This is a genomic window from Polyangium spumosum, assembly GCF_009649845.1.
Classification (GTDB): Bacteria; Myxococcota_A; Polyangia; order Polyangiales; family Polyangiaceae; genus Polyangium; species Polyangium spumosum.
The window spans coordinates 109,500-130,682 of record NZ_WJIE01000010.1 but is presented as its reverse complement, the minus strand read 5'-3'; the positions used below and the strand labels follow the sequence as shown (position 1 = coordinate 130,682).

At 70.0% G+C, this 21,183-nt stretch carries 16 protein-coding genes; 10 read left to right on the top strand and 6 right to left on the bottom strand.

Going from position 1 to position 21,183, the window contains the following annotated elements; all coding sequences use genetic code 11:
* Window positions 1-53: 53 nt before the first annotated feature.
* The gene (locus tag GF068_RS29920; RefSeq protein ID WP_338046639.1) at window positions 54-3,962 is read left to right on the top strand and encodes a serine/threonine-protein kinase; all 3,909 of its coding nucleotides are present in this window, start codon (window positions 54-56) and stop codon (window positions 3,960-3,962) included.
* A gap of 125 nt (window positions 3,963-4,087) precedes the next feature.
* Window positions 4,088-4,732 carry an OmpH/Skp family outer membrane protein gene (locus GF068_RS29915; protein WP_338046638.1) on the top strand — a complete coding sequence of 215 codons (645 nt, stop codon included), beginning with the start codon at window positions 4,088-4,090 and terminating at the stop codon, window positions 4,730-4,732.
* Window positions 4,733-4,824: 92 nt separating this feature from the next.
* Here the strand turns inward: GF068_RS29915 and GF068_RS29910 are convergent, their stop codons facing one another.
* From GF068_RS29910 to GF068_RS44480, 3 genes are all read right to left on the bottom strand, one after another.
* Window positions 4,825-6,018, bottom strand: coding sequence for a hypothetical protein (locus GF068_RS29910; RefSeq protein ID WP_153822906.1), 1,194 nt, complete (start codon window positions 6,016-6,018; stop codon window positions 4,825-4,827).
* A gap of 23 nt (window positions 6,019-6,041) precedes the next feature.
* Entirely contained in the window at window positions 6,042-7,094 is a 1,053-nt protein-coding gene (locus GF068_RS29905) for a hypothetical protein (RefSeq protein ID WP_153822905.1), read from the bottom strand.
* A 117-nt stretch (window positions 7,095-7,211) separates the two neighbouring features.
* On the bottom strand, window positions 7,212-7,943 hold the full coding sequence (locus GF068_RS44480) for a hypothetical protein (RefSeq protein WP_153822904.1): 732 nt from the start codon (window positions 7,941-7,943) through the stop codon (window positions 7,212-7,214).
* 114 nt (window positions 7,944-8,057) lie between these two features.
* Between GF068_RS44480 and GF068_RS29895 the strand changes: the two genes are divergently transcribed.
* The 3 genes from GF068_RS29895 to clpA all read left to right on the top strand — a co-directional run bounded on the left by GF068_RS29895 (window position 8,058) and on the right by clpA (window position 13,378).
* A complete protein-coding gene (locus GF068_RS29895; protein ID WP_153822903.1) occupies window positions 8,058-10,616 on the top strand; it encodes a glycogen/starch/alpha-glucan phosphorylase in 2,559 nt (852 codons plus the stop codon).
* Window positions 10,617-10,718: 102 nt separating this feature from the next.
* Window positions 10,719-11,042, top strand: coding sequence for an ATP-dependent Clp protease adapter ClpS (gene clpS, locus GF068_RS29890; protein ID WP_153822902.1), 324 nt, complete (start codon window positions 10,719-10,721; stop codon window positions 11,040-11,042).
* Window positions 11,043-11,047: 5 nt separating this feature from the next.
* A complete protein-coding gene (gene clpA / locus GF068_RS29885; RefSeq protein WP_153822901.1) occupies window positions 11,048-13,378 on the top strand; it encodes an ATP-dependent Clp protease ATP-binding subunit ClpA in 2,331 nt (776 codons plus the stop codon).
* Window positions 13,379-13,440: 62 nt separating this feature from the next.
* On the opposite strand, the gene apaG is transcribed toward clpA, so the two are convergent.
* On the bottom strand, window positions 13,441-13,827 hold the full coding sequence (gene apaG, locus GF068_RS29880) for a Co2+/Mg2+ efflux protein ApaG (protein ID WP_338046637.1): 387 nt from the start codon (window positions 13,825-13,827) through the stop codon (window positions 13,441-13,443).
* Window positions 13,828-13,935: 108 nt separating this feature from the next.
* Here apaG and GF068_RS29875 point away from each other — a divergent pair, with 108 nt between their 5' ends.
* Window positions 13,936-14,952 (top strand): rhomboid family intramembrane serine protease, encoded by a 1,017-nt coding sequence (locus tag GF068_RS29875; protein ID WP_338046636.1) that lies wholly within the window; start codon window positions 13,936-13,938, stop codon window positions 14,950-14,952.
* A gap of 6 nt (window positions 14,953-14,958) precedes the next feature.
* Here the strand turns inward: GF068_RS29875 and GF068_RS29870 are convergent, their stop codons facing one another.
* Window positions 14,959-16,170 (bottom strand): hypothetical protein, encoded by a 1,212-nt coding sequence (locus GF068_RS29870; protein ID WP_153822899.1) that lies wholly within the window; start codon window positions 16,168-16,170, stop codon window positions 14,959-14,961.
* An 80-nt stretch (window positions 16,171-16,250) separates the two neighbouring features.
* Here GF068_RS29870 and GF068_RS29865 point away from each other — a divergent pair, with 80 nt between their 5' ends.
* From GF068_RS29865 to GF068_RS29850, 4 genes are all read left to right on the top strand, one after another.
* Window positions 16,251-16,451, top strand: a complete 201-nt coding sequence (locus GF068_RS29865) for a hypothetical protein (RefSeq protein ID WP_153822898.1) — start codon at window positions 16,251-16,253, stop codon at window positions 16,449-16,451.
* Window positions 16,452-16,594: 143 nt separating this feature from the next.
* Complete coding sequence (locus GF068_RS29860) at window positions 16,595-17,737, top strand: acyl-CoA dehydrogenase family protein (RefSeq protein ID WP_153823069.1); 1,143 nt, start codon at window positions 16,595-16,597, stop codon at window positions 17,735-17,737.
* A gap of 5 nt (window positions 17,738-17,742) precedes the next feature.
* Window positions 17,743-18,366, top strand: a complete 624-nt coding sequence (locus GF068_RS29855) for a hypothetical protein (protein WP_153822897.1) — start codon at window positions 17,743-17,745, stop codon at window positions 18,364-18,366.
* A gap of 132 nt (window positions 18,367-18,498) precedes the next feature.
* A complete protein-coding gene (locus GF068_RS29850; protein WP_153822896.1) occupies window positions 18,499-20,061 on the top strand; it encodes a hypothetical protein in 1,563 nt (520 codons plus the stop codon).
* Here GF068_RS29850 and GF068_RS29845 read toward each other — a convergent pair.
* Entirely contained in the window at window positions 20,058-21,173 is a 1,116-nt protein-coding gene (locus tag GF068_RS29845; protein WP_153822895.1) for a 1-aminocyclopropane-1-carboxylate deaminase/D-cysteine desulfhydrase, read from the bottom strand. The two genes, GF068_RS29850 and GF068_RS29845, sit on opposite strands and share 4 nt — an antisense overlap.
* Window positions 21,174-21,183: the final 10 nt, after the last annotated feature.

The following is a 21,183-nucleotide window of genomic DNA, read 5'->3' as shown; positions in this document are numbered from 1 at the left end:
TTGGTCCCGAAATCTACCCAGCCGCGCTGGACCTCGCGTAGCCTGTACGCTCAGTGGTCCCGGAGTTCAGTCAGGCGTCGGACCGGTTCCTCATCGAAGGTCGCGCGGGCAGCGGCGGCATGGGGGACATTTACAAGGCGACCGACCAGCTCACGGGACAGGAGGTCGCGCTGAAGATCCTGCGCGACAGCGCGACGCCGCAGGAGCGCGTGCGCTTCATGCGCGAGATCGCGATTCTCGCGGACCTGCGTCACCCGAACATCGTGCAGTACGTCACGCACGGGACGTGGAGCGACGGGCGGCTGTTCTTCGCGATGGAATGGCTCGACGGCGAGGACCTCGGCCAGCGGCAAAGGCGCGCGCCGCTCGGGATGCGCGACGCCGTGGAGGTCGTGCGGCGGTCGGCCGCGGCGATGGCCGCGATCCACGCGCGGAACGTGGTGCACCGCGATCTCAAGCTCTCGAACATCTTCCTCGTCCGCGGCAAAGGCACGGCCATCAAGCTCATCGATTTCGGCGTGGTCAAGCCGCCGGTGCCCGACGAGTACCAGACCGAGCGCGGGACGATCATCGGCACGCCACATTTCATGGCCCCCGAGCAGGCCCGCGGTGAGCTCATCGACGAGCGCGCCGACGTCTACTCGCTCGGCGCCGTGCTCTTCCGCCTCGTCACGGGCCGCAACATCTTCGAGACCGAGCACGTGATCGCGCTGCTCGGCAGGCTCGTGCTGGAGGACCCGCCGAACCCGCAGAGCATCCGCTTCGACGTGCCCGAGGCGCTCGCCGAGGTGATCCTGCGCTCGACCGCGCGGAGCCGCGAGAACCGCTTCGAGAACAGCGGCGAGCTCGCCCGCGCCCTCGCGCGCGTCGGCCAGCTCAACAACGATCCACCCGCGACCGATCGCAGCAGCGCCTCGGCGGTCCGCGCGGTCCCCGGCCACAAGCCGATCACGATCACCGACGCCGGCGCGCCGCCCGCGCCCGTGTCGCGGCCCGGATCGGCCGAGCGCCGCGTCGTCGCGTCCGTGCTCTTCAACCTCGCCGGCGCGCGCCTCGGCGCCGACGTGGATCAAAAGCTGCGCGCCGTGCTCGGCGACGATACGCGCCTCGAGCCGCTGCTCGATCAGCAGATGGTGGCCGTGCTCGGCGTCGAGCACTCGCGCGGCGACGAGGTCATGCGCGCCGCCCGCGCCGCGCTCGTCGTGACGCAGGCGCTGCCGACGGCGCGCGCGGCCGTGGCGATCGGCCTCGCGATCCGCGGCCGCGCGAACCTCGCGGGCCAGGCGCTCGAGCGCGCCGTGGGGCAGATCGAGCTCGCGAGCCCGGGCACGGTCCGCGTCGACACCCACGCCGCGAGCGCGCTCGAAGGCCGGTTCATCCTGCAAACCGACGGGCGCGGCGGCATGCTCTTGCGCGAGGACACGAGCGGGTTCGTCGCGCGCCAGCTCCTCGGCCGGCCCACGCCGACGGTGGGTCGCGAGAAGGAGATCGCGCTGCTGCAGGGGATCTACGGCGAGCTCCTGGAGGACGCGACGCCGCGCGGCGCGCTCGTCCTCGGCCCCGTGGGCATCGGCAAGAGCCGGGTCCGGAGCGAGCTCGTGCAGCGCCTCGAGGTCGCGCCCGTGCGGCCCGAGCTCCTGATCTGCCGCGGCGACTCGATCAGCCAGGCGTCGAGCCTGTCCGCGCTCGGCCGCGCGCTCCGCGCCGTGATGGGCCTACAGGACGGCGAGGCGCACGCCGAGCAGGTGCTGAAGGTGCGGAGGCACGTGGCCACGCGCCTGCCGCCGGGGCAACGCTTCGTGGCCGGGTTCCTCGGGGAGATCGTCGGCGTGACGTTCCCCGATCACGACGACGAGCCGCTCCGGGCCGCGCGCGCGAGCGCCGAGCTGATGCAGTCGCGCCTGCGCATGGCGCTCGAAGCGTACTTCCGCGCGGAGGCGGATCGCGCGCCGCAGGTGCTCGTGCTCGAGGACGTGCACTGGGCCGACGACACCACGCTCGAGATGGTCGACTGGCTGCTCGGCTGCGCGGAGCTCCGCTTCGCCGTCTTCGCGTTCGGCCGCACGGAGCTCGCCTCGCGGCTCCGCGTGCTCTGGGATCGCCGCAACATCACGCGCGTCTGGCTCGCGCCGCTCTCCCCGCTCGCGGCCGATCGCCTGGTCTCCGCGGCCCTGCCGGGCATGGACGCCGCCACGCGGGCGAACCTCGTCAAGCGCGCCGACGGCAACGCGCTCTTCCTCGAAGAGCTCGTCCGCTGCGCCGCCGAGGGCCGGAACGAGCTGCCCCTCACGGTGCAGGCGGTGGTGCAGCTCCGCCTGGATCGTATGTCCTCCAAGGTTCGTGAGGTCCTGCGCGCGGCCTCCGTCTTCGGCCAGTCGTTCTGGACCGGCGGCGTGACCGCGATCGTCGGCAGGACCGTGGGCCTCGAGCTCTCGGAGCTCTTCGCGGCGGAGATCGTGGCCCGCCAGCCGGAGTCGCGGATCGCCGGCGAGGACGAGTGGATCTTCCGCCAGGCCCTCGTGCGCGACGCCGCGTACGAGGCGATCCTCGACGAGGATCGGGCCGCGCTCCACCTCGCCGCGGGCAACTGGCTCGAGTCCGTGGGCGACGTCGACGCGGGCCTCATCGCCCGGCACGCCGACGCGGGCGGCGCGCACGAGCGCGCGGCGCGGCTCTACGCGCGCGCCACGAAGCAGGCCTACACGAACGGCGCGCAGCTCGAGACGGCCCTCGATCTCGCGAACCGCGGCCTCGCCTGCGGCGCGACCGGCGACGTGCGCGTGCAGCTCCTCGTCGCGCGGGCGCAGTTCTCGATCTTCATGGGCCGGCTGCTCGACGGCATCGCCGCCGCGGAGGAAGCCGCACAGCTCGCCCACGGCGGCTCGGACATGTGGGGCGAGGCGCAGCGGCTCGCCGCGGCCGCGCTCATCGAGTCGGGCCGCGCCGCCGAGGGTGACGATCGCGCCGCGAGGGCCTTGACGCCGCCCTACGCGAACACGCTCTCGCCGCCGATCCGCGCGAGCCTGCTCGCGGTGCGCGTCCGCGGCCTCGTCGATCGCCTGCAGCCCGGCGAGGCCATGCGCGTGGCGAACGACGCCGTCGAAGCCGCGCGCGCCTCCGGCGCGAGTGAGGCGCTCGTGCGCGCCCTCGACGCCCGGCTCTTCGCGATCGCCCACATGAACGACCCGTCCGAGGTCGTCACCACGGGCGCCTCGTTGATCGAGGTCGCTGAGAGCATCGGCGACATCGCCTTCGCCACGCGCGGCCGCCTGAACGTGGGCTCGGCGCTGAACCACCTCGGCATGTTCGAGGAGGCGCAGTCGATGCTCGAGCGCGCCCTCTTCGACGCCCGCGCGCGCCGCATGCGGATCCTCGAGGCCTTCGCGCTGCACAACCTCGGCATGAGCTACGCGCGCCTCGGCAACCTCGATCTCGGCATCGATCACCAGCGCCAGGCCGCCCGCATCGCCGACGAGACGAACGCCGCGCGCCTGCGGGTGAACACGCGTATCTACGAGACCATCTTCCTCGTCTGGCGCGGCGGTCCCGGCGATCTCTCCACCGCGCTCAGCCTCGCCCGCTGGGCGATCGAGGAGACCCGCGCGCAGCCGGCCCTCCAGGTCCTCGCGCTCTTCGCGCTCTCGCGTGTCCAGCTCGCTCGGCGCGTGGTCGACGCCGCGGTCGAGACCGCTCGCGACGCGAACGCGCGACTCGCCTCGATGCCCGTCGAGGAATGGGAAGAGGGCATCCGCGTGACCTTGATCGAAGCCCTGCTCTCCGTGGGGGAAGAAGAGGAGGCCGACGCCGTCCTCGACGCCGCGTTCACGGCGCTCACGGAGCGCGTCCGCACGATCCGCATGCCGCATCATCGCGAGGCCTTCGTCCGCCGGAACGAAGAGGTCTATCGGATCGTCCAGTATGCCTACCACCGGCGGGGCCGATATTTTCAGCCGGGCACCTGATTCGCCCGTGTCGCGAGCTCCGCTCGAACGCGGCGGCGTCGTTCGGTAGCACGCAAGAAAACGTTGCATCGACGCGGCTTCGGGGTTAGTCCCCCGGGGTGATGCGTGCAGATCGTACTGGATTCGTGGGCACCCGGCGTTCGTCTTGGCTCTCCGGGCTCAGGGCCCCGGTGCTCGCGGCGGCGCTCGTCGCGGGCGCGTCTGGGTTTCTCGCGGCGGAAGGGGCGGCCGCGGCGCAGTCGAAGATCGCCGTGATCGACGTGCGTCGCGCGATGCTGGAGACCGAGGAGGGCTTGCGCGTCCAGGCCACGCTGAAGAAGCTCTTCGACAGCCGGCAGGTCGAGCTCGACGCGAAGCAGCAGAAGCTCCAGGTGGAGAAGGAGTCGCTGGAGAAGGACGCGCAGAACAAGAAGGTGCCGCAGGAGCAGCTCCAGCGGCGCTTCGAGACGCTGCAGAAGCAGGCGGCCGAGCTCCAGGCGATCGCGATGGAGTACCAGCGCGAGATGCAGCGCAAGGAGACGGAGATGACGACGCCGATCTACCAGCGCATCATCGGCATCGTCCGTCGGATCGCGGCGCAGGACGGCTACGAGATCATCCTGGAGAAGGCGAGCGTCCCGTACATGCGCGCCGACCTGGAGATCACGGATCGCGCGATCCAGATGTACAACAGCGGCCAGGGTGGCGACGCGGGGGCCAAGCCGCCGCCCGCGACGGGCAAGCCGGCCGCGGCAGGCAAGCCGGCCGCGCCCGCGCCGAAGAAGAAGTAAGCGGCTCGCTCGCGAGAAGGCCGGGCACACGAAGGCCGGATCCGAAGCGCCAAACACGCTCGGATCCGGCTTCGTTCATTCGAACCGGTCGATCAGGGGGCGATGCAGCAGAACGTGGTGGCGTTCGAGGGCGTGATCGCGCCCGTCGGCTGGCCGCCCCCCGAGACGGCGCAGGCGCCGCCGGTGGGCGCCGTGGTCGTGGCCTGGCGACCGACGAGCGAAGGGTTGCCCGACACATTGGCGCAGTTCCCCGCGGTGAACGTCGTGATCAGCGTGTTGCACGTGTTCAACAACTGATCGCCGTAGATCGTGAGGGTCGCGTCGCACGTCGACCCGCTCGGCGCGCCGCACGTGCACGGGCTGCACGTACGCGCGTCGTCCGCGTCTTCGAAGAACAGGTGCTTCTCGGTGAAGTCGCCCGCGGGGCAGGTGTTGTCACCGCCCTTGTAGACACACAGGCCCGGCAGGAAGGGCTGCTGCGTCTTGGGCTGGCACACCATGCCCATGCCACACCCGCCGCCGAGGGACGCATCACCGCACGCTTTCCCCTGGATGGCCCACGCGACCGGCGGGAGCGTCGGCGCTCCGCCGCTCGGCGCGCACATCCCACCCGTCACCGTGGGCTTCGCGCTCGTGACGGAGACGTTACACGGTCCGTTGTCGCAGGTTTGTCCTGCCTGATAACCGTCGGGGCCGTGGCACGCGCCGTTCCAGTTCGTGGGAACGGTGAGCTTGCCCGTGACCGTCGGCGTCGTGCCGCAGGCCTTGTTCTGGATGGTGATCTCATCCGGCAAATCACACGTCTGTCCCGTCGGCGCGCCGCACGAGCACGCCGAGCAGGTGTGGGTCGGCGTGGTGAGCGTGTTCTTGCCCTCGAAGGGCGTGATCGAGGGGAACGCGCTCGGGCACGCGGGCGCCTGCGCGGGCAGCCCCTCGTAGAGCGCAGCGAAGCCGCTCCAGCCAAAAGGCACGGACGGGACACACACGTACCCCGCGGTGCAATCGTCGTCCGCGCAATCGACGAGCGAATCACCGTCATCGTCGATGCCGTTGAGGCACGACTCGCCGCCGGGCGAACCCCCCTGCCCGCCCTGGCCGCCTTGCCCTCCCGGCCCCTGTCCTCCCGGACCTTGTCCGCCCTGGCCGCCTTGACCGCCCTGCCCGCCGGGGCCGCTCGCGCTGCCCGAGGGCTCGGGCTCGTCGAACGTGTACTCCGGATAGAGGCACGCGGCCGGCATCCCGGCGACGCCGAGCCCCGCGAGCACGAGCCACGAAGCGAGACGCACGGACGAACCTGTTCGCGGTGCCATCAGAACCTCCCCACGAGGCTCACGCCGCCGAGCGTCGCGCCGGGCGCGGCGCCGATGAACCGCGCGCCTCGTTCGGCCTCCGCCGAAGCCGTTTGCGCCGACGAAGAAGATTTTTTCGAGCCGCTCGTCGCGAGAAGGATCACGCCCGTGATCAAGCTCGCGGCCCCGACGCCCACCGCGGCCTGCGCGATCCCCGTGAACATGCGCCCTCGATCCGCGGTCTCCTTGGCCGACGGCGGGCACGACGTGTCGCCGCCGCAGAGATCCTCGAGCTCGTCGATCGTCGACTGCCGAGGCCCGAAGAAGAGCCCGAGCCCCGCGCCGATCCCCACGACCCCGACGCCCGTGAGCACGATCCCCGGGATGCTCGGCCCGCTCGGGGGCGGCGGCGGCGGCGGTGGAGGCGGCGGAGGCTTGTCGTCCTTCGGCTCTCCGTCCGTCGTCGCGGGCTCGTCCTCGACCGCGACCTCCACGGTCTTCGTATCGCGCTCGGGGATGTTGATCGAGTCCTTCCAGATCTCGCGGTTGCCGAGCTTCGCCACGATGTAGTGCGGGCCGGGATCGACGGGCATCTCCACGCCGATCTGCGTGGCGCCGAGCTCGGTGCCGTCGAGCTCGATGATGGCCGCCTCCGCGCCCTTGCCGCGCGCGATCGTGAGCTTCGGCAGGCGCTCCTCGATCGCGGTGATCCTCGGCCCGGACGCCGCCGCGACGTCCGCGGCCTTCTTGTCGCCCGCGGCCGCGCTCGCCGCGAGCCTGTAGTTCCCGAGCGCCGAGAGCAGCTTGCCGAGCTTCTCCTCGCACTCGGCGATGTTGAAGGCGACCTGCGGGGTCATCTTCACGGAGGCGACGGCCTTGAACTTCACGAGGGCGCCGGCGCAGTTGTTCGCCGCGCTGAGCGCGAGCCCCTCGCGGAAGAGCGCGCGCGCTTTGTCGAGCTCCTCCTTCGACTGCGCGAACGCGTCACCTCGCGACAAGAGCGCGATCGCCGCGGCACCGGCCATCATCGCCACGCGCGCCGCGGGACGCGACCTTCGCTGAGACTTGTTCATCGACCTCTGCTCCCCGTGCCCGCGGCCTCGCGAGGCCGCGCGCGCTTCGATACTACCCGACCCCCGCGCGCCCCGGAACTCCCGCGCGCCGGACACGAGCGCCCGGCGCTCCGAACGTCACTTTTTCGTTTTCCCGAGGTCGAGCTTGATCTTCGGTCGCCCCGTGGTCGTCGCCGAAGGCGTCGCGGTGGGCTCGGCCGTGGGCGCTGCCGTGGGCGCCGCCGTGGGCGCCGTCGTCGCCGTCGCCGTGGGCGCCGCGGTCGCGGACGTCGTGGCGGTCGCGGTCGCCGTCGCGGGGGCCTTCGCGGTCGTCGTCGGCGGCGCCGTGAACTGCGGCCGCTCTCCGATCGGGATCCGGTCGTCGCCGAGGAGGCAGAGCTTCGTCGTGTCGCTGGCCGTGAGCGTGTCGCAGAGCTTGTGGCCGTCGGGGCACTCGCCGGGGCCCTGGCAGGTCGCCGAGCAGAACCCCGGCTCGTTCGGCGCGTCGGCCTTCTTCAGGCAATAGCCGTGATCACACTCGCTCGCGGCCGCGCAGCTCGTGCCGACCTTCGAGCCCGCGGGCTTGCTGCACTCGCGATCCGATGCGCCGTCCTTCGACCGACAAACGAGCCCGTCGCCGCAGTCCTTGTCGTACGTGCAGCTCTTGGTGCAGATGCTGCCCGTGGCCGCGCACTTCTGCGACGCGCAGTCCGCGTCCTTCGCGCAGGCCGCACCAAACGCTTTTTTTTCGGCTTCTTCCTGTTCCTGCTTCAGGAAGCCGCAGCCGGTCGCACCGAGACCGAGGAGCAACGCCACCATCGCCCCGCCGAGCAGCGCTCCACCCACCTTCGCCCCACGCGTTTTCCTCATGATTCCTCTCTCGCCGCGCGCGATCGCGGGCCCTTGGGTCGTCTATCACAGCCAGGCCGCCGGGGGACAAGCTCCTGCGGCGCTCCGCGAGAGGTTCGCTATGATGCGCGCCCGATGACCTCCTTCTTCCAGGGCCCCACTGCGCCGGCCGATGGCGCGATCCCCGCTGGCTCCGCCCAAGATCCTGTGCCCTCGCGCGTCCGCGTCGAGGACGACCGGACGGGCATGCACCCCGCCGCCCTCCGCCGCGCGTTCACCGACCACGTGCAGTTCTCACGCGCCCGCGACTTCGAGACCGCGACGGCCTTCGACCGCTTCGTCGCGCTCTCGCTCGCCGTGCGGGATCGCCTGGTGCAGCGCTGGTCGCAGACGCAGCGCACCTACTACGAAAAGGACGTCAAGCGCGCCTACTACCTCTCCGCGGAGTTCCTCCTCGGCCGCGCGCTCCAGTCGAACCTGCAGGCCCTCGGCGTCGAGGACACCTACCGCGCGGTCTTGCGCGAGCTCGGCATCGATCTCGACGAGGTGATGGAGCAGGAGCACGACGCCGGCCTCGGCAACGGCGGCCTCGGGCGCCTCGCCGCGTGTATCCTCGAGTCGATGGCCACGCTCGAGCTGCCTGGCCAGGGCTACGGCATCCGCTACGAGTTCGGCATCTTCGAGCAGGTCATCCGCGACGGCGCTCAGGTCGAGCGCGCCGACGAGTGGCTGAAGTTCGGCAACCCCTGGGAGATCGAGCGCCCCGAGTATGCGGTCACCGTCGGCTTCGGCGGCCGCACCGAGATGGTGCAGGACGCCCGCGGCGGCTTCCGCGTCCTCTGGCACCCGGCCGATCACGTGCTCGGCGTCCCCTACGACACGCCCATCGCGGGCCACGGAACGGGCACCGTCAACACGCTGCGCCTCTGGGCGGCCCGCTCCCACGAGGACTTCGACTTCGGCCTCTTCAACGCCGGCGACTACGTGAGCGCGGTCCAGCAGAAGAACGCCTCCGAGGTCATCTCCAAGGTCCTCTACCCGAACGACAACTTCGACAAGGGCAAGGAGCTACGGCTCCGGCAGGAGTACTTCTTCGTCGCCTGCTCCATCCACGACATCGTCTGGCGTTACACGAAGACACACGACGACTTCTCGAGGTTCGGCGACAAGGTCGGGATACAGCTCAACGACACGCACCCGGCGATCGCCATCGCCGAGCTCATGCGCGTGCTCGTCGACGAGCACTCCCTCTCCTGGGACGAGGCGTGGATCCAGACCGTGCGGGCCTTCGGCTACACGAACCACACGCTCCTGCCCGAGGCGCTCGAGCGCTGGCCCGTCGCGCTCTTCGAGCGCCTCTTGCCGCGCCACCTCGAGATCATCCAGGAGATCAACCGCCGCCTGCTCCGCGCGGTCACCGTCGCCTTCCCCTACGATCAAGGCCGCGCTCGGCGCATGAGCATCTTCGAGGAGGGGCCCGAGCGCATGGTCCGCATGGCGCACCTCGCGGTCGTCGGATCCCACTCGATCAACGGCGTCGCCAAGCTCCACAGCGAGCTCGTCCAGAGCTCGCTCTTCCGCGACTTCCACGACCTCTGGCCCGAGCGCTTCAGCAACAAGACGAACGGCGTCACCCCGCGCCGCTGGCTCTTCGCCTGCAACCCCCGGCTCTCCCGGCTCATCACCTCCCGCATCGGCCCGCGCTTCGTCACCGAGCTCGAGCGCCTCGCCGACCTCGAGCCCGCCGTGGACGATCCGAGCTTCCTCGCCGAGCTCCGGGCGATCAAGCGCGAGAACAAGGAGGCGCTCGCCCGCATCGTCAAGCGCGACCTCGGCTTCGACGTGGACGTCGGCGCGATCTTCGACGTGCAGATCAAGCGGCTGCACGAGTACAAGCGCCAGCTCCTCAACGCGCTCCACATCGTCGCGCTCTACCTGCGCGCCAAGCGCGGCGAGCGCGTGCACCCGAGGCTCTTCATCTTCGGCGCCAAGGCCGCGCCCGGCTACCGGCAGGCCAAGCTCATCATCCGGCTGATCCACGCCATCGCCTCCGTCGTGAACGACGACAGCCGCGTCCCCGAGCTCAAGATCGCCTTCCTGCCGAACTACCGCGTCTCGCTCGCCGAGAAGATCATCCCGGCGGCCGATCTGTCCGAGCAGATCTCGACCGCGGGCATGGAGGCCTCCGGCACCGGCAACATGAAGCTCGCGATGAACGGCGCGCTCACGATCGGCACCTACGACGGCGCCAACATCGAGATCCGCGAGGCCGTCGGGGCCGAAAACTTCTTCCTCTTCGGGCTCACGGCCGAGGAGGTCGAGGCCCGCCTCGCCGCCGGCGTCCCCGGCCGCGCCGCCTACGAGGCCGATCCCGAGCTCCGCGAGGCGATCGACTTCATCCGCTCCGGCTTCTTCTCGCCCGAGGATCCCACCGCCTTCCACCCGATCGTCGACGAGCTTCTCGGCCGCGACCGCTACCTCGTCATGAGCGACTTCCGCGCCTACGCCGACGCCCAGCAGCTCGTCGAGCGCGCCTTCGTCGACGAGGTGGGCTGGTCGCGCAAAGCCGCCCTCAACATCGCGCGGGTCGGATCTTTCTCGTCGGATCGCACGGTCCGCGAATACGCGAATGAAATCTGGCGGATCGAGCGCTGCCCCATCCAGCTCGTCACCCCCGAGCCCGGCGCGGAGTAGCGCCTCCCTGCTCGCTGCCCGCCCCGAGCGTATCTTTTAACGGCGCGCGACCACCGGCGCGCCGGGCCCTGGCTTGCTATTCTGTTCGGCCCCCACAGACCCATGGCGAACGATCCGCGTGAACGAGAGGACCAGGAAGGCGATCTCGCGACCCAGAAGAAGCGCAAGGTCGAGAAGGTCCGCCGCTACAAGGTCGTCCTCCACAACGACAACTACACGACGATGGAATTCGTCGTGCTCGTGCTCGTGAAGTTCTTCCACAAGACCGACACGGAAGCGACGCACATCATGCTCAGCGTGCATCACAAGGGCAGCGGCGTCGCGGGCGTCTACACGAAGGACGTCGCCGAGACGAAGGTCACCCAGGTGCAGAGCTTCGCGCGGCAACACGGCATGCCCCTCCGGCTTTCGGCCGAACCCGAGTAGGAACCATGAAGATCAGCCCCGAGGTCGAGATCGCCTTCAAGCTGGCCACGCACGAGGCCATCCGCCGACGGCACGAGTACGTGACCGTCGAGCACCTTCTCTACGCGCTCACGTTCGACGAGGAGACGGCGAACGTGATCCGCAAGGCGGGCGGAGATCTGTCGAAGCTGAAGAAGCGCCTCGAGCGTTTCCTCGAGGACGAGATCGAGGCGCTGCCCGAACACGTCGACAGCGATCCCGTCGTCTCGCTCGGCTTCCAGAACGTCGTCGGGCGCGCGGCCGTGCACGTCCAGAACACGAACCAGAAGGAGCTCAAGGGCGCGAACGTCCTCGTCGCTGTTTTCTCCGAGCGCGAGTCGCCGGCCGTGCAGATGCTCCGCGAGGCCGACGTGCACCGCCTCGACGTGGTGAACTACCTGTCGCACGGCATCGCCAAGGACGGCCAGGACGACGAGGTCGGGCCGGAGGACGCGACCGAGGGCGCGGACGCCGCCGAGGCCGAGGGCGAGGGCGGCCGCGAGGGCAAGCGTGATCCGCTCGCTTCGTTCACCGTGAACCTGAACAAGGAAGCGGAGAGCGGGCGCATCGATCCGCTGGTCGGCCGGACGATCGAGCTCGAGCGCACCATCCAGGTCCTCGCGCGTCGCCGCAAGAACAACCCGCTGCTCATCGGCGACGCCGGCGTCGGCAAGACCGCGATCGCCGAGGGCCTCGCCATGAAGATCGTGAAGGGCGACGTCCCGCACGCGATCAAGGGCGCGACGATCTACGCGCTCGACATGGGCGCGCTCATCGCCGGCACGCGCTACCGCGGCGACTTCGAGAACCGCTTGAAGGGCGTGCTCAAGGCGCTCGAGAAGCAGCCGGGCGCGATCCTCTTCATCGACGAGATCCACACCATCATCGGCGCCGGCGCCGCGAGCGGCGGCACGATGGACGCCTCGAACCTCCTGAAGCCCGCGCTCGCGTCCGGCCGCCTGCGTTGCATCGGCGCGACGACCTTCCAGGAGTACCGCGGGCACCTCGAGCGCGACAGCGCCCTCGCGCGCCGCTTCCAGCGCATCGAGATCAACGAGCCCTCCGTCGACGAGACGCGCCAGATCCTCGAGGGGCTGCGCAAGCACTACGAGGAGTTTCACAAGGTCAAGTTCACGGACGCCGCGCTCGAGGCCGCGGCGAAGCTCAGCGACCGCTACCTCCGCGACCGGCGCTTGCCCGACAAGGCGATCGATCTGCTCGACGAGGCGGGCGCCGCGGCGCGCCTCGCGCACGGCGAGGACTACACGGTCGACGTGTCCGACATCGAGATCGTCGTCGCGAAGATGGCCCAGATCCCGCCGCGCCAGGTCTCGACCTCGGACCGCGCGCAGCTCAAGGATCTGCAGAAGGAGCTCGAGGGCGTGGTCTTCGGCCAGGCCGAGGCCGTCGGCCAGCTCGCGAGCGCCATCAAGCTCTCGCGCGCGGGTCTACGCTCGCCGGAGAAGCCGATCGGCTCGTTCCTCTTCACGGGCCCGACGGGCGTCGGCAAGACCGAGCTCGCCAAGCAGCTCGCGAAGGTCATGGGGATCGAGTTCCTCCGCTTCGACATGAGCGAGTACCAGGAGCGCCACACGGTCTCGCGCCTCATCGGCGCGCCGCCCGGCTACGTCGGCTTCGATCGCGGCGGCCTGCTCACCGAGGCGATCGCGAAGACGCCGCACGCCGTGCTCCTGCTCGACGAGATCGAGAAGGCGCACCCGGACATCTTCCAGGTGCTCCTGCAGGTGATGGACCACGGAACGCTCACCGACAACAACGGCAAGAAGAGCTCCTTCCGGCACGTCGTGCTCATCATGACGAGCAACGTCGGCGCGCGGGAGCTCACGCAGACGCGCCTCGGCTTCGGCGAACGCGGGAGCGTGGGCGACGACGATCGCGCCTTCAAGAACGTGTTCAGCCCGGAGTTCCGCAACCGCCTCGACGCGCGCATCATGTTCAAGGCGCTCGATCCGAGCGTCATGGGCAGCATCGTCGACAAGTTCATCCGCGAGATCGAGGCGCTCGTCGGCGACAAGGGCGTGAGCATCCAGGTCACCGACGCCGCGCGCGACTACCTCGCGAAGAAGGGCTACGATCCGGCCTTCGGCGCGCGTCCGCTCGGGCGCGTCATCGAGCGCGAGCTCAAGCCCCGGCTCGGCGACGAGATCCTCTTCGGCGAGCTCGAGCACGGCGGAAAGGCCGTCGTTGATCTGAAAGACGACGCGCTCTCGTTCTCGTTCATCCCGAACGAGAAGCCCGCCGACGAGGCGGAGAAGAAGCCCGACGCGAAGGAGCCCGAGGCCACGGCCCAGGCCTGAGCACGCGTGAGGCGCACACGAAGCGGGAGCCCTTCCCACGGGAGGAGCTCCCGCTCTCGTTTTCAGTTCAGCGAGTGCGGCATGGCGAGCGTGAACGGCGCGATCTCGGCGTCGAACGCGGGCCCGCCGCTCGTGGGGTACATCTGGTAGGTGCCGCGCATCGAGCCGCGCGGCGTCTCCAGCACGCAGCCGCTCGTGTACTCGAAATGTTCTCCCGGCCGGAGGATCGGCTGCTGCCCGACGACGCCGGGCCCCCGCACCTCCTCGACCTTCCCGTTGCCGTCGGTGATGATCCAGTGGCGCGTGCGGAGCTGGGCCGTCTCGGTCCCCTCGTTCGAGATGCGTATCGTGTATGCGAACACGTAACGCCTCGCGCTCGGCATGGATTGCGACGGCACGTACACGGTCGTGACGTTGACGCGGATTCCGTTCGTGATGGCGGTGGACACGTTCCTGCCCTGCCACGCACCCGCCCTGACCACAAGGGGACTTTCGGAGGTGACGGAAAGCCCGGCCGTGTTGACAGCGCTCATGCCCGTTCGCACGTTCCCCGAACCGTGAACGACAACGACGACCATTCAGGCGCGAGCGCTGCCCAGGCCCATGGCCAGTTCCTCCCATCGCCGCCCGACGGGCTCGCGCCGGTCGATCCGCTCCCGGGTCTCACGGCGATTGGCCCGGTGACCGAGCGCAAGGCGCGGGATTGGTCGCTCGTCCTGCAGTCGATGTCGCTCTGGCACATGATGCGCTGGACGTTCCGCGGCTGGGTCCTCGTCGTGCGGGACGAGGATTACGACCTCGCGTCGAGCTCGATCGATCGGTACGAAGCCGAGAATCGGGATTGGCCGCCGCAGAAGGTGCGCGAGCGCCCGCGGCACGCGCCCTCGATCATCGCGCCGCTCCTCTTCGTCGCGCTCGCCCTGTTTTTCCTGGTGACGGGCCCTGTCGCGCAGAACTCGCTCTGGTTCCAGCGGGGTCGCGCCGAGAGCGACCTCATCCTCGGCGCGGAGCCGTGGCGCGCGCTCACGGCGCTCACGCTGCACGCGGACTCGTCCCACGTGATCGGCAACGTCATCTCGGGCTCGATCTTCGCATCGGCGGTGCAACGCAGGCTCGGCCCGGGCGGCGCGGCGCTCGCGATCCTCGCGGCGGGCACGCTGGGCAACGTGGCGAACGCGGTCGCGTATCACGCGCTCTCGAGCGACGTGCATCGATCGATCGGCGCTTCGACGGCGGTGTTCGGCGCGATCGGCTTGCTCGCGGCCACGCAGCTCGCGCTCGATCGGCATCACGCGGCGGGGCAGAAGCGGACGCTGCAGGAGATCGCGGCGCCGATCGTCGGCGGGCTCGCGCTGCTCGGGGCGCTCGGCGCGAACCCGCAATCGGATCTCGGCGCGCATTTTTTCGGGTTTGTCGCGGGCGTCGTCGTGGGGCTCGGCGCGGCGCTCGTCCTGCGCAACACGCGCCCGTCGCCCAGGCCGTGGCTGCAGGTCGCGCTGCTCGGGACCACGGCGGCGCTCGTCCTCGGCGCGTGGCGTTTGGCCTTGCCGTATCGGCTCGTCTGGCCGTTCTGAACCGGATCAGTCGACCGGCCAGAGCCCGACCGTGCCGCCGACCCAGGTGAGATCCTTGTTCTGATCGACGCCGAGCATTTTTCCGCGCGAGAGGCGCACCAGGTTGAGCACGAGCTCGGGCATGGGCTCGTCGGGCGCGCGTAAAAACATCATCCGCACCTCGCCCTTCACGCCCGATCCGTCGGGCATCGGGAGCGCCGGCTCGTAGTTGATCTTCTCCTGCAAGATCCAGCCGTGCCGATCCGACGCCGGGATCGCGTCGATGTCCTCCTTCGTCGGATCCACCTTCACGCCCGAGCCCGCGAACGAGAAGAGCGGCTTCAGCACGTAACGCTCGAGATCGTGCGGGATCTCCGTGAGATCCGAGAGGTAGCGGGCGCGGGGCACGGCCGGGTGATCGATGTACGGCAGCGTGTACTTCGACCACGTCCAGTACCAGTTCGGGTGCGAGCACCAGGTGATGTCGAGGTCGTCGGTGTAGCGGAAAGGCAGCTCGATCTTGCGCGCCTCGAGCTCGTCGAAGACCACGCGGTTGTAGATGCGGCGCACCTGCATGAGCTTGCCGTTCACCTTGCGGAAGAGCCTGCGCCCCTCGCGCACGAGCGTCGTCGGGCAGACCGAGTCGACGCCGATGAGCTCCTTCGTCGCGAGGAAGTCGGGGTAGGTCTTCTGGTTCGGCGGGTCGATGTCGAGCAGGACGACGTTCGCCGGATCCTCGCTCGCGACCACGGCCTTGCGCAGGCGCGCCACGAAGCCGTCGCGATCGAGGCCGCCGAAGAAGATCGACCACTTGCGATCGAGCCCCGGCATCACGCGCATCACGTCGGCCACGACCTCGCTCTGCAGCACCATCAGCGCGTAGAGCGAAGGGAACGCCTGCAGCTCGACCACGCGACCCTCGAGCTCTCCGCTCGGCCCGCGCACGATCGCGAAGTCCACCTGCACGCAGTTCGGCAGGTGGTCCATCCCCGGCGCGTCGAGGTGCGCGGGGATCGCGCGCTTCATCGTCTCGATCACCTGCGGCCGCGAGATCTGCTGCACGATCTCGGTGGCGGATTTCGCCAGGTAGCTCCGGAGCCCCTCGGGCAAGAAGAGCGGCGTCTCGGCCACGCGGAAGGGGATTTTCGAGCCTACCCGGCGCTCGAGGCGCGCGAGGTAGTCCGCATACGTGTCGGGTCCGAAGGCGGCGTTGAAGGAGCGGCGAAACGCGGGATCCATGCGCTTCCCTTGGTAGCACGAGCGGGGCGCGGCGCGGCAGGGGATGGATCCCGAGGCCCGTCGGGTGGTAACTTCCTCGCGTGCTCTCCCGACACTTCATGACGACCTTCGCGGTCGTGATCCTCTCGCTCTCGGCGACGGCCTGCTCGTCGCTGACGCGGCCCGACGAGATCACGATCAAAGCCGAGCCCGTCGCGGCTGCGGCTCCCCCGCCCGCTCCGGCGGCGCCCGCCGGGCAGCCCGGCGCTGCGGCGGCCCCTGCGCCCGGCGGAGGTGGTTGAGGCGGTTGACGAGGCTCCGGTCTGGAGCCTGAAAAAACCTCGCCCGACACCACGCCCTCCGCCCCGCGACATCCGCATGCGTCAGGCACGAGCTCGCTCGTCGTGAGCTCTTCGCCCGGAACGGACCGCGCACCGTGACATCCCTGCCTTCGCTCCACGAGACCCCCGAGCACGCCCGGCTGCGGGACGAGATTCGTCGCTTCGCGCGCCGCGAGATCGCGCCCTTCGCCCACGCCTGGGAGGAGGCGAACGAGTTCCCGCGCGAGCTCTACGAGAAGGCCGGCCGCGCGGGCATGCTCGGCATCGGTTACCCCGAGGCGTACGGCGGATCCGGCGGGGATCTCTCGCACATCATCGCCGCGACCGAGGAGTTCATCACGGGCGGCACGTCCGTGGGCACGGCGGTGGGCCTGGGCAGCCACGCGATCGCGCTGCCGCCGATCCTGAACTTCGGCACCGAGGATCAAAAGAAGCGTTATTTACCGCCCGTGCTCGCCGGCGAGAAGATCGCCGCGCTCGCGATCACCGAGCCCGGCGGCGGCAGCGACGTCGCCTCGCTCTCGACGCGCGCCGTGCTGGACGGTGATCACTACGTCGTCACGGGCGCGAAGACGTTCATCACCTCGGGCTGCCGCGCGGACCTCGTGACGACGGCCGTGCGCACCGGCGGTGAAGGGCACGCCGGGGTCTCGTTGCTCGTGATCGAGCGTGGGACGCCTGGTTTTTCCGTGGGGAAGAAGCTCGCGAAGATGGGCTGGTGGGCCTCGGACACGGCGGAGCTCGTCTTCGACGGCTGCCGCGTGCCGCGGGCGAACCTCATCGGCGAGGAGAACGCCGGCTTCATCCCGATCATGACGAACTTCGCCGTCGAGCGCCTGCTGCTCGTGGCCAACTGCGTGGCGATCGCCTCGCTCGCGTACGACGAGGCCGTGCGATATGCGCGCGAGCGCCGCGCCTTCGGCAAGCCGATCATGGGCTTCCAGGTCCTGCGCCACAAGCTCGCGGACATGGCGACGCGGATCGCGGCGGCGCGCGCGCTCATGAACGACGTCGTCGCGCGTCATCTGCGCGGCGACATGGTCACGGGCCTCGCCGCGATGGCGAAGAACACCGCGACGGACATGTGTTCGTTCGTCTGCGACGAGGCCGTGCAGATCTTCGGCGGCCACGGCTACATGCGCGAGACGCTCGTCGAGCGGCTCTACCGCGATGCGCGGCTCTACCCGATCGGCGGGGGGACGCGCGAGATCATGAACGAGATCATCTGCAAGACGGAGGGTTACTAGCCACCATGCGCCAAAGGCTCCTCGCTCCACTGCTCACGCTCGGCGCAATCGTCGCCCTCACCGCGTGCGAAAAGACGCCCGAGCCCCCCCCGAGCAACGCGCCGCCACAGAACCCGCACGCCGCCGCGCCTCCCGCAGGCAACACGAACCCGGGCGCGGCGCCCTCGCGCCCCAAAGGCCCGAAGGACGTCGCCTACGACGTCCCCGCGGGCTGGGAGAAGGTCGATCACCCGAGCAAGATGCGCATGGCGACCTTCAAGATCCCGCGCGCCGAGGGGGACACCGAGGACGCCGAGATGAGCGTCATGCAGGCCGGCGGCACGATCGATCAGAACGTCAACCGCTGGTCCGGCCAGTTCGAGCGTGGAAAGGACGACACGACGTCCCGGCAAGATCGCAAGATCGGTGAGCTCTCGGTGACCGTCGTGGAGATCCACGGCACGTTCTCGGGCGGCATGGGCATGCCGGGCGCCGCGCCGGCCTCGTCGAAGCCGAAATGGGCGCTGCTCGGCGCCATCGTGGAGACCGAGGGCGCGTTGACGTTCTTCAAACTGACGGGCCCCGAGAAGACGGTCACCGCCGCGAAGCCCGCGTTCGAGAAGTTCGTCGAGAGCCTGCGCGCCAAATAGCGGCTCGACGTCTCGCGCCGCGTTACACTCGAGCGCAGCGCGCGCCCCGGGAAACCGGCTCGCCGCGCCCTTACCTCACGTGTCCTTCTTTTCGTTCCGCCATCACGCCCCAGCCGGGGCGGGAGGATTTCCATGCGCCGTCGCCGCTCCTTGAAACCGCTCGTTTACGTGCTCGCGGGCTTCGCCGCTGGCGCGGCCATCGCCGCCGGCTGCTCGGCGACGTCCCCCGGCAACAACTTCGAACCGGGCAAAGGCGGCTCCGGCGGCGAGGGCGGCTCCGGCGGCACGACCGAGTCGCCGACCAGCTCGAGCGGGATGGGCGGCGAAGGTGGGCTCTTCATCCCCACCGACGACGGCGGAGCCGATGCGCCGCCCGACGTCGTGGTCAACCCTTGCGGCACGAAATGTGGGCCCACGGAGCTCTGCGACCCCGACCACCTCGGCACCGACGACGACTGCGACGGCGAGGTCGACGAGGCTTGCCCCTGCGCCGCGGGCCAAGCGAATCCGTGCTTCAAGGGGGATCCGTCCTATCGCGGCACGCCGGGCTGCTTCGACGGCACCATGAAGTGCAGCGAGAACGGGTCCTGGTCGAGCTGCAAAGGCGGCGTACACGCGACCGAGGGTTGCTTCCTGAACGACACGAACGCCTGCCACCCGATGCAGACGGCGCCCTTCGTCAACGTGGGCCTCAAGGAGGGCACGGGGAACTTCAGCGCCGACGCGGTGCCGGGCTCCGAGACCTGGACCGTCACTTGCCCCGAGGGCGTGAGCCCCTGCCCTGCCGTCGGCGGCGCGAGCTCGGACGACTTCAAGCCGCTGCAGTCGGGCGAGTACACCGTGACGTACAAGAAGGGCCTGCCCGGCGGCGGGACGGGCATGTGCACCTATCCGCTCATCGTCGGCGCGCCGGGCCTACGCGTCGAGCTCGAGTGGGAGCACGACCTCGGCGACGACGGCGTGGACCTCGATCTGCACCTGCACGAGCCGAACAACACGCAGCCCTGGGCCGTCCTGGGCAAGTCGCAAGTTTGTACGTGGTCGAACTGCGTGTTCAGCGACTTCGATCCGCCCGCCTCTTTGAACGCGCCGCAGTGGTTCCCCGCGAACGCGACGCCGCCGAATCCCGTCGCCTGGTACCTCGACCCGGTCTTCGAGAAGAACACCTGCTACTTCGCGCCGCGCGGCGTGGGCATCCTATGGCAGCAGCTCGGCCAGGGCTGCCACAACCCGCGGCTCGACCTCGACAACAGGGGCTGCGACCCGCTCGAGACGAACCCGGACGACGCCGATTTCTGCGCGCCCGAGAACATCAACGTCGACTTCCCCCCGAAGAACCAGTGGTTCCGGGTCGGCGTGCACTACTACAGCAGCGACGGGAAGATGTACGACGTGCACCCGACGATCAAGGTCTACTGCGACGGCTCGCTCGCCGCCGAGCTCGGCCCGAAGGGCTACTACGATCCCGAGTCGCCGATCACGTTCACCCCGGTCGACGGCCAGAACTTGCCCGGCGGCAACCGCTTCTGGATGGTCGCGGACGTGGCCTTCCGCGAGGTCAACCAGTGCGGCACGCGTGGCTGCGTGGTCAAGCCGCTCTACTCGGACGAGGCCGCGAAGACGCCGCTCTTGACCTACGACGACATCGCCGAGCAGAACTTCGGCCCGCCCTACCCGCCGCCTCTCGCGCCCTAGATCGGCACGTCCCCCTCGAAGAACCGTCGAAAGGCCGGAGGCAGCGCCTCCGGCCCGATCGAGGGCTCGGGCCACGTGGCCGAGAGCGTGTTCCACAAGAGGATCGTCTTGCCCGGAAACGCCACGCACGCGCGGCGCAGGCCCACGAGCGCCTTGCCGCTGTACGTGATCTCGCCCGGCGCGCCGATCAACCGCGTCACCTCGGGCGCCGCCTCGATCGCCTCGGGCGTCGGGTGCCCGTAGCCGCGGCCCGCGACGCCGTGGTCGACCTCGAAGCGCGGTGGCGGCAGGTTTCGCCGGAGCACGCGTGATCCCGCGTGACGCGCGAGCTTCTGCGCCGTGGCCTCGACGAGCAGCCGGAGCGTCACGCGGTTGCAGGCCACGCGCTCGGTGATCCGCGCGGCGACCACCGTCGTCGGCCAGCCGAGCAGCATCATCCCGAGCGAGAGCGCCGCCGCCGTGCCGCCGCTGCCCGCGGGCAGGACGATGACGTCCGGCCGCGGCATCTCGCCCCGCTCGACCTGATCGGCGAGTTCGAACGCGGCGCCGACGTAGCCGAGGTTCGCCATCGGCCCGGACGCGCCGGGCGGCACGAAGTACGCCTTCCGCGCCCGCGCGAGCTCCCGCGCCGTGAGGATCGCCGTCCGCGTATACCCGCCGCCGTGGATCGAGCGCCCGCCGGCCGACGCTTGCAGGAGGATCGAGCGGCGCGTGAACGAGGTGACGGGCTGATCGAAGAGCACACTCGTTACCTCGAAGCCAAGCGCACGGCCGAACAGGATCGTCGCGCTCACCTGCGTCGAGGCGAGGCCTCCGACCGTGAGGATCTCGCGCGCGCCGCGCTCCTTCGCGTCGGCCAGGATGTGCTCGAAGCGCCGGACCTTGTTGCCGCCGAAGAGCGGCGACGCGAGATCGTCCCGCTTCATCCAGACGTCGTCGCGCCCGAGGTAGCTCGTGATCGCCTTGCAGCGCTCGACCGGCGTGGGCCCCGCGAGCAGCGGCAGCCAGGGCACGCTGCGCGCGAGGGCGGGGTACTCGGCGAAGAGGCGCGGCTCGCGGGGCCCGTCCGCGCGCGCGCCCGGCGTCGTCCCGGCTGCCGCGTCGTTCTTCATGGCCGGTTCG

What these genes read in the sequence shown, in the direction of transcription:
- GF068_RS29905 (WP_153822905.1), bottom strand. Translation starts at nt 7,094, where the DNA reads ATGAACAAGTCTCAGCGAAGGTCGCGTCCCGCGGCGCGCGTGGCGATG.
- GF068_RS44480 (WP_153822904.1), bottom strand. Translation starts at nt 7,943, where the DNA reads ATGAGGAAAACGCGTGGGGCGAAGGTGGGTGGAGCGCTGCTCGGCGGG.
- GF068_RS29895 (WP_153822903.1), top strand. Translation starts at nt 8,058, where the DNA reads ATGACCTCCTTCTTCCAGGGCCCCACTGCGCCGGCCGATGGCGCGATC.
- clpS (WP_153822902.1), top strand. Translation starts at nt 10,719, where the DNA reads ATGGCGAACGATCCGCGTGAACGAGAGGACCAGGAAGGCGATCTCGCG.
- clpA (WP_153822901.1), top strand. Translation starts at nt 11,048, where the DNA reads ATGAAGATCAGCCCCGAGGTCGAGATCGCCTTCAAGCTGGCCACGCAC.
- GF068_RS29870 (WP_153822899.1), bottom strand. Translation starts at nt 16,170, where the DNA reads ATGGATCCCGCGTTTCGCCGCTCCTTCAACGCCGCCTTCGGACCCGAC.
- GF068_RS29855 (WP_153822897.1), top strand. Translation starts at nt 17,743, where the DNA reads ATGCGCCAAAGGCTCCTCGCTCCACTGCTCACGCTCGGCGCAATCGTC.
- GF068_RS29850 (WP_153822896.1), top strand. Translation starts at nt 18,499, where the DNA reads ATGCGCCGTCGCCGCTCCTTGAAACCGCTCGTTTACGTGCTCGCGGGC.
- GF068_RS29845 (WP_153822895.1), bottom strand. Translation starts at nt 21,173, where the DNA reads ATGAAGAACGACGCGGCAGCCGGGACGACGCCGGGCGCGCGCGCGGAC.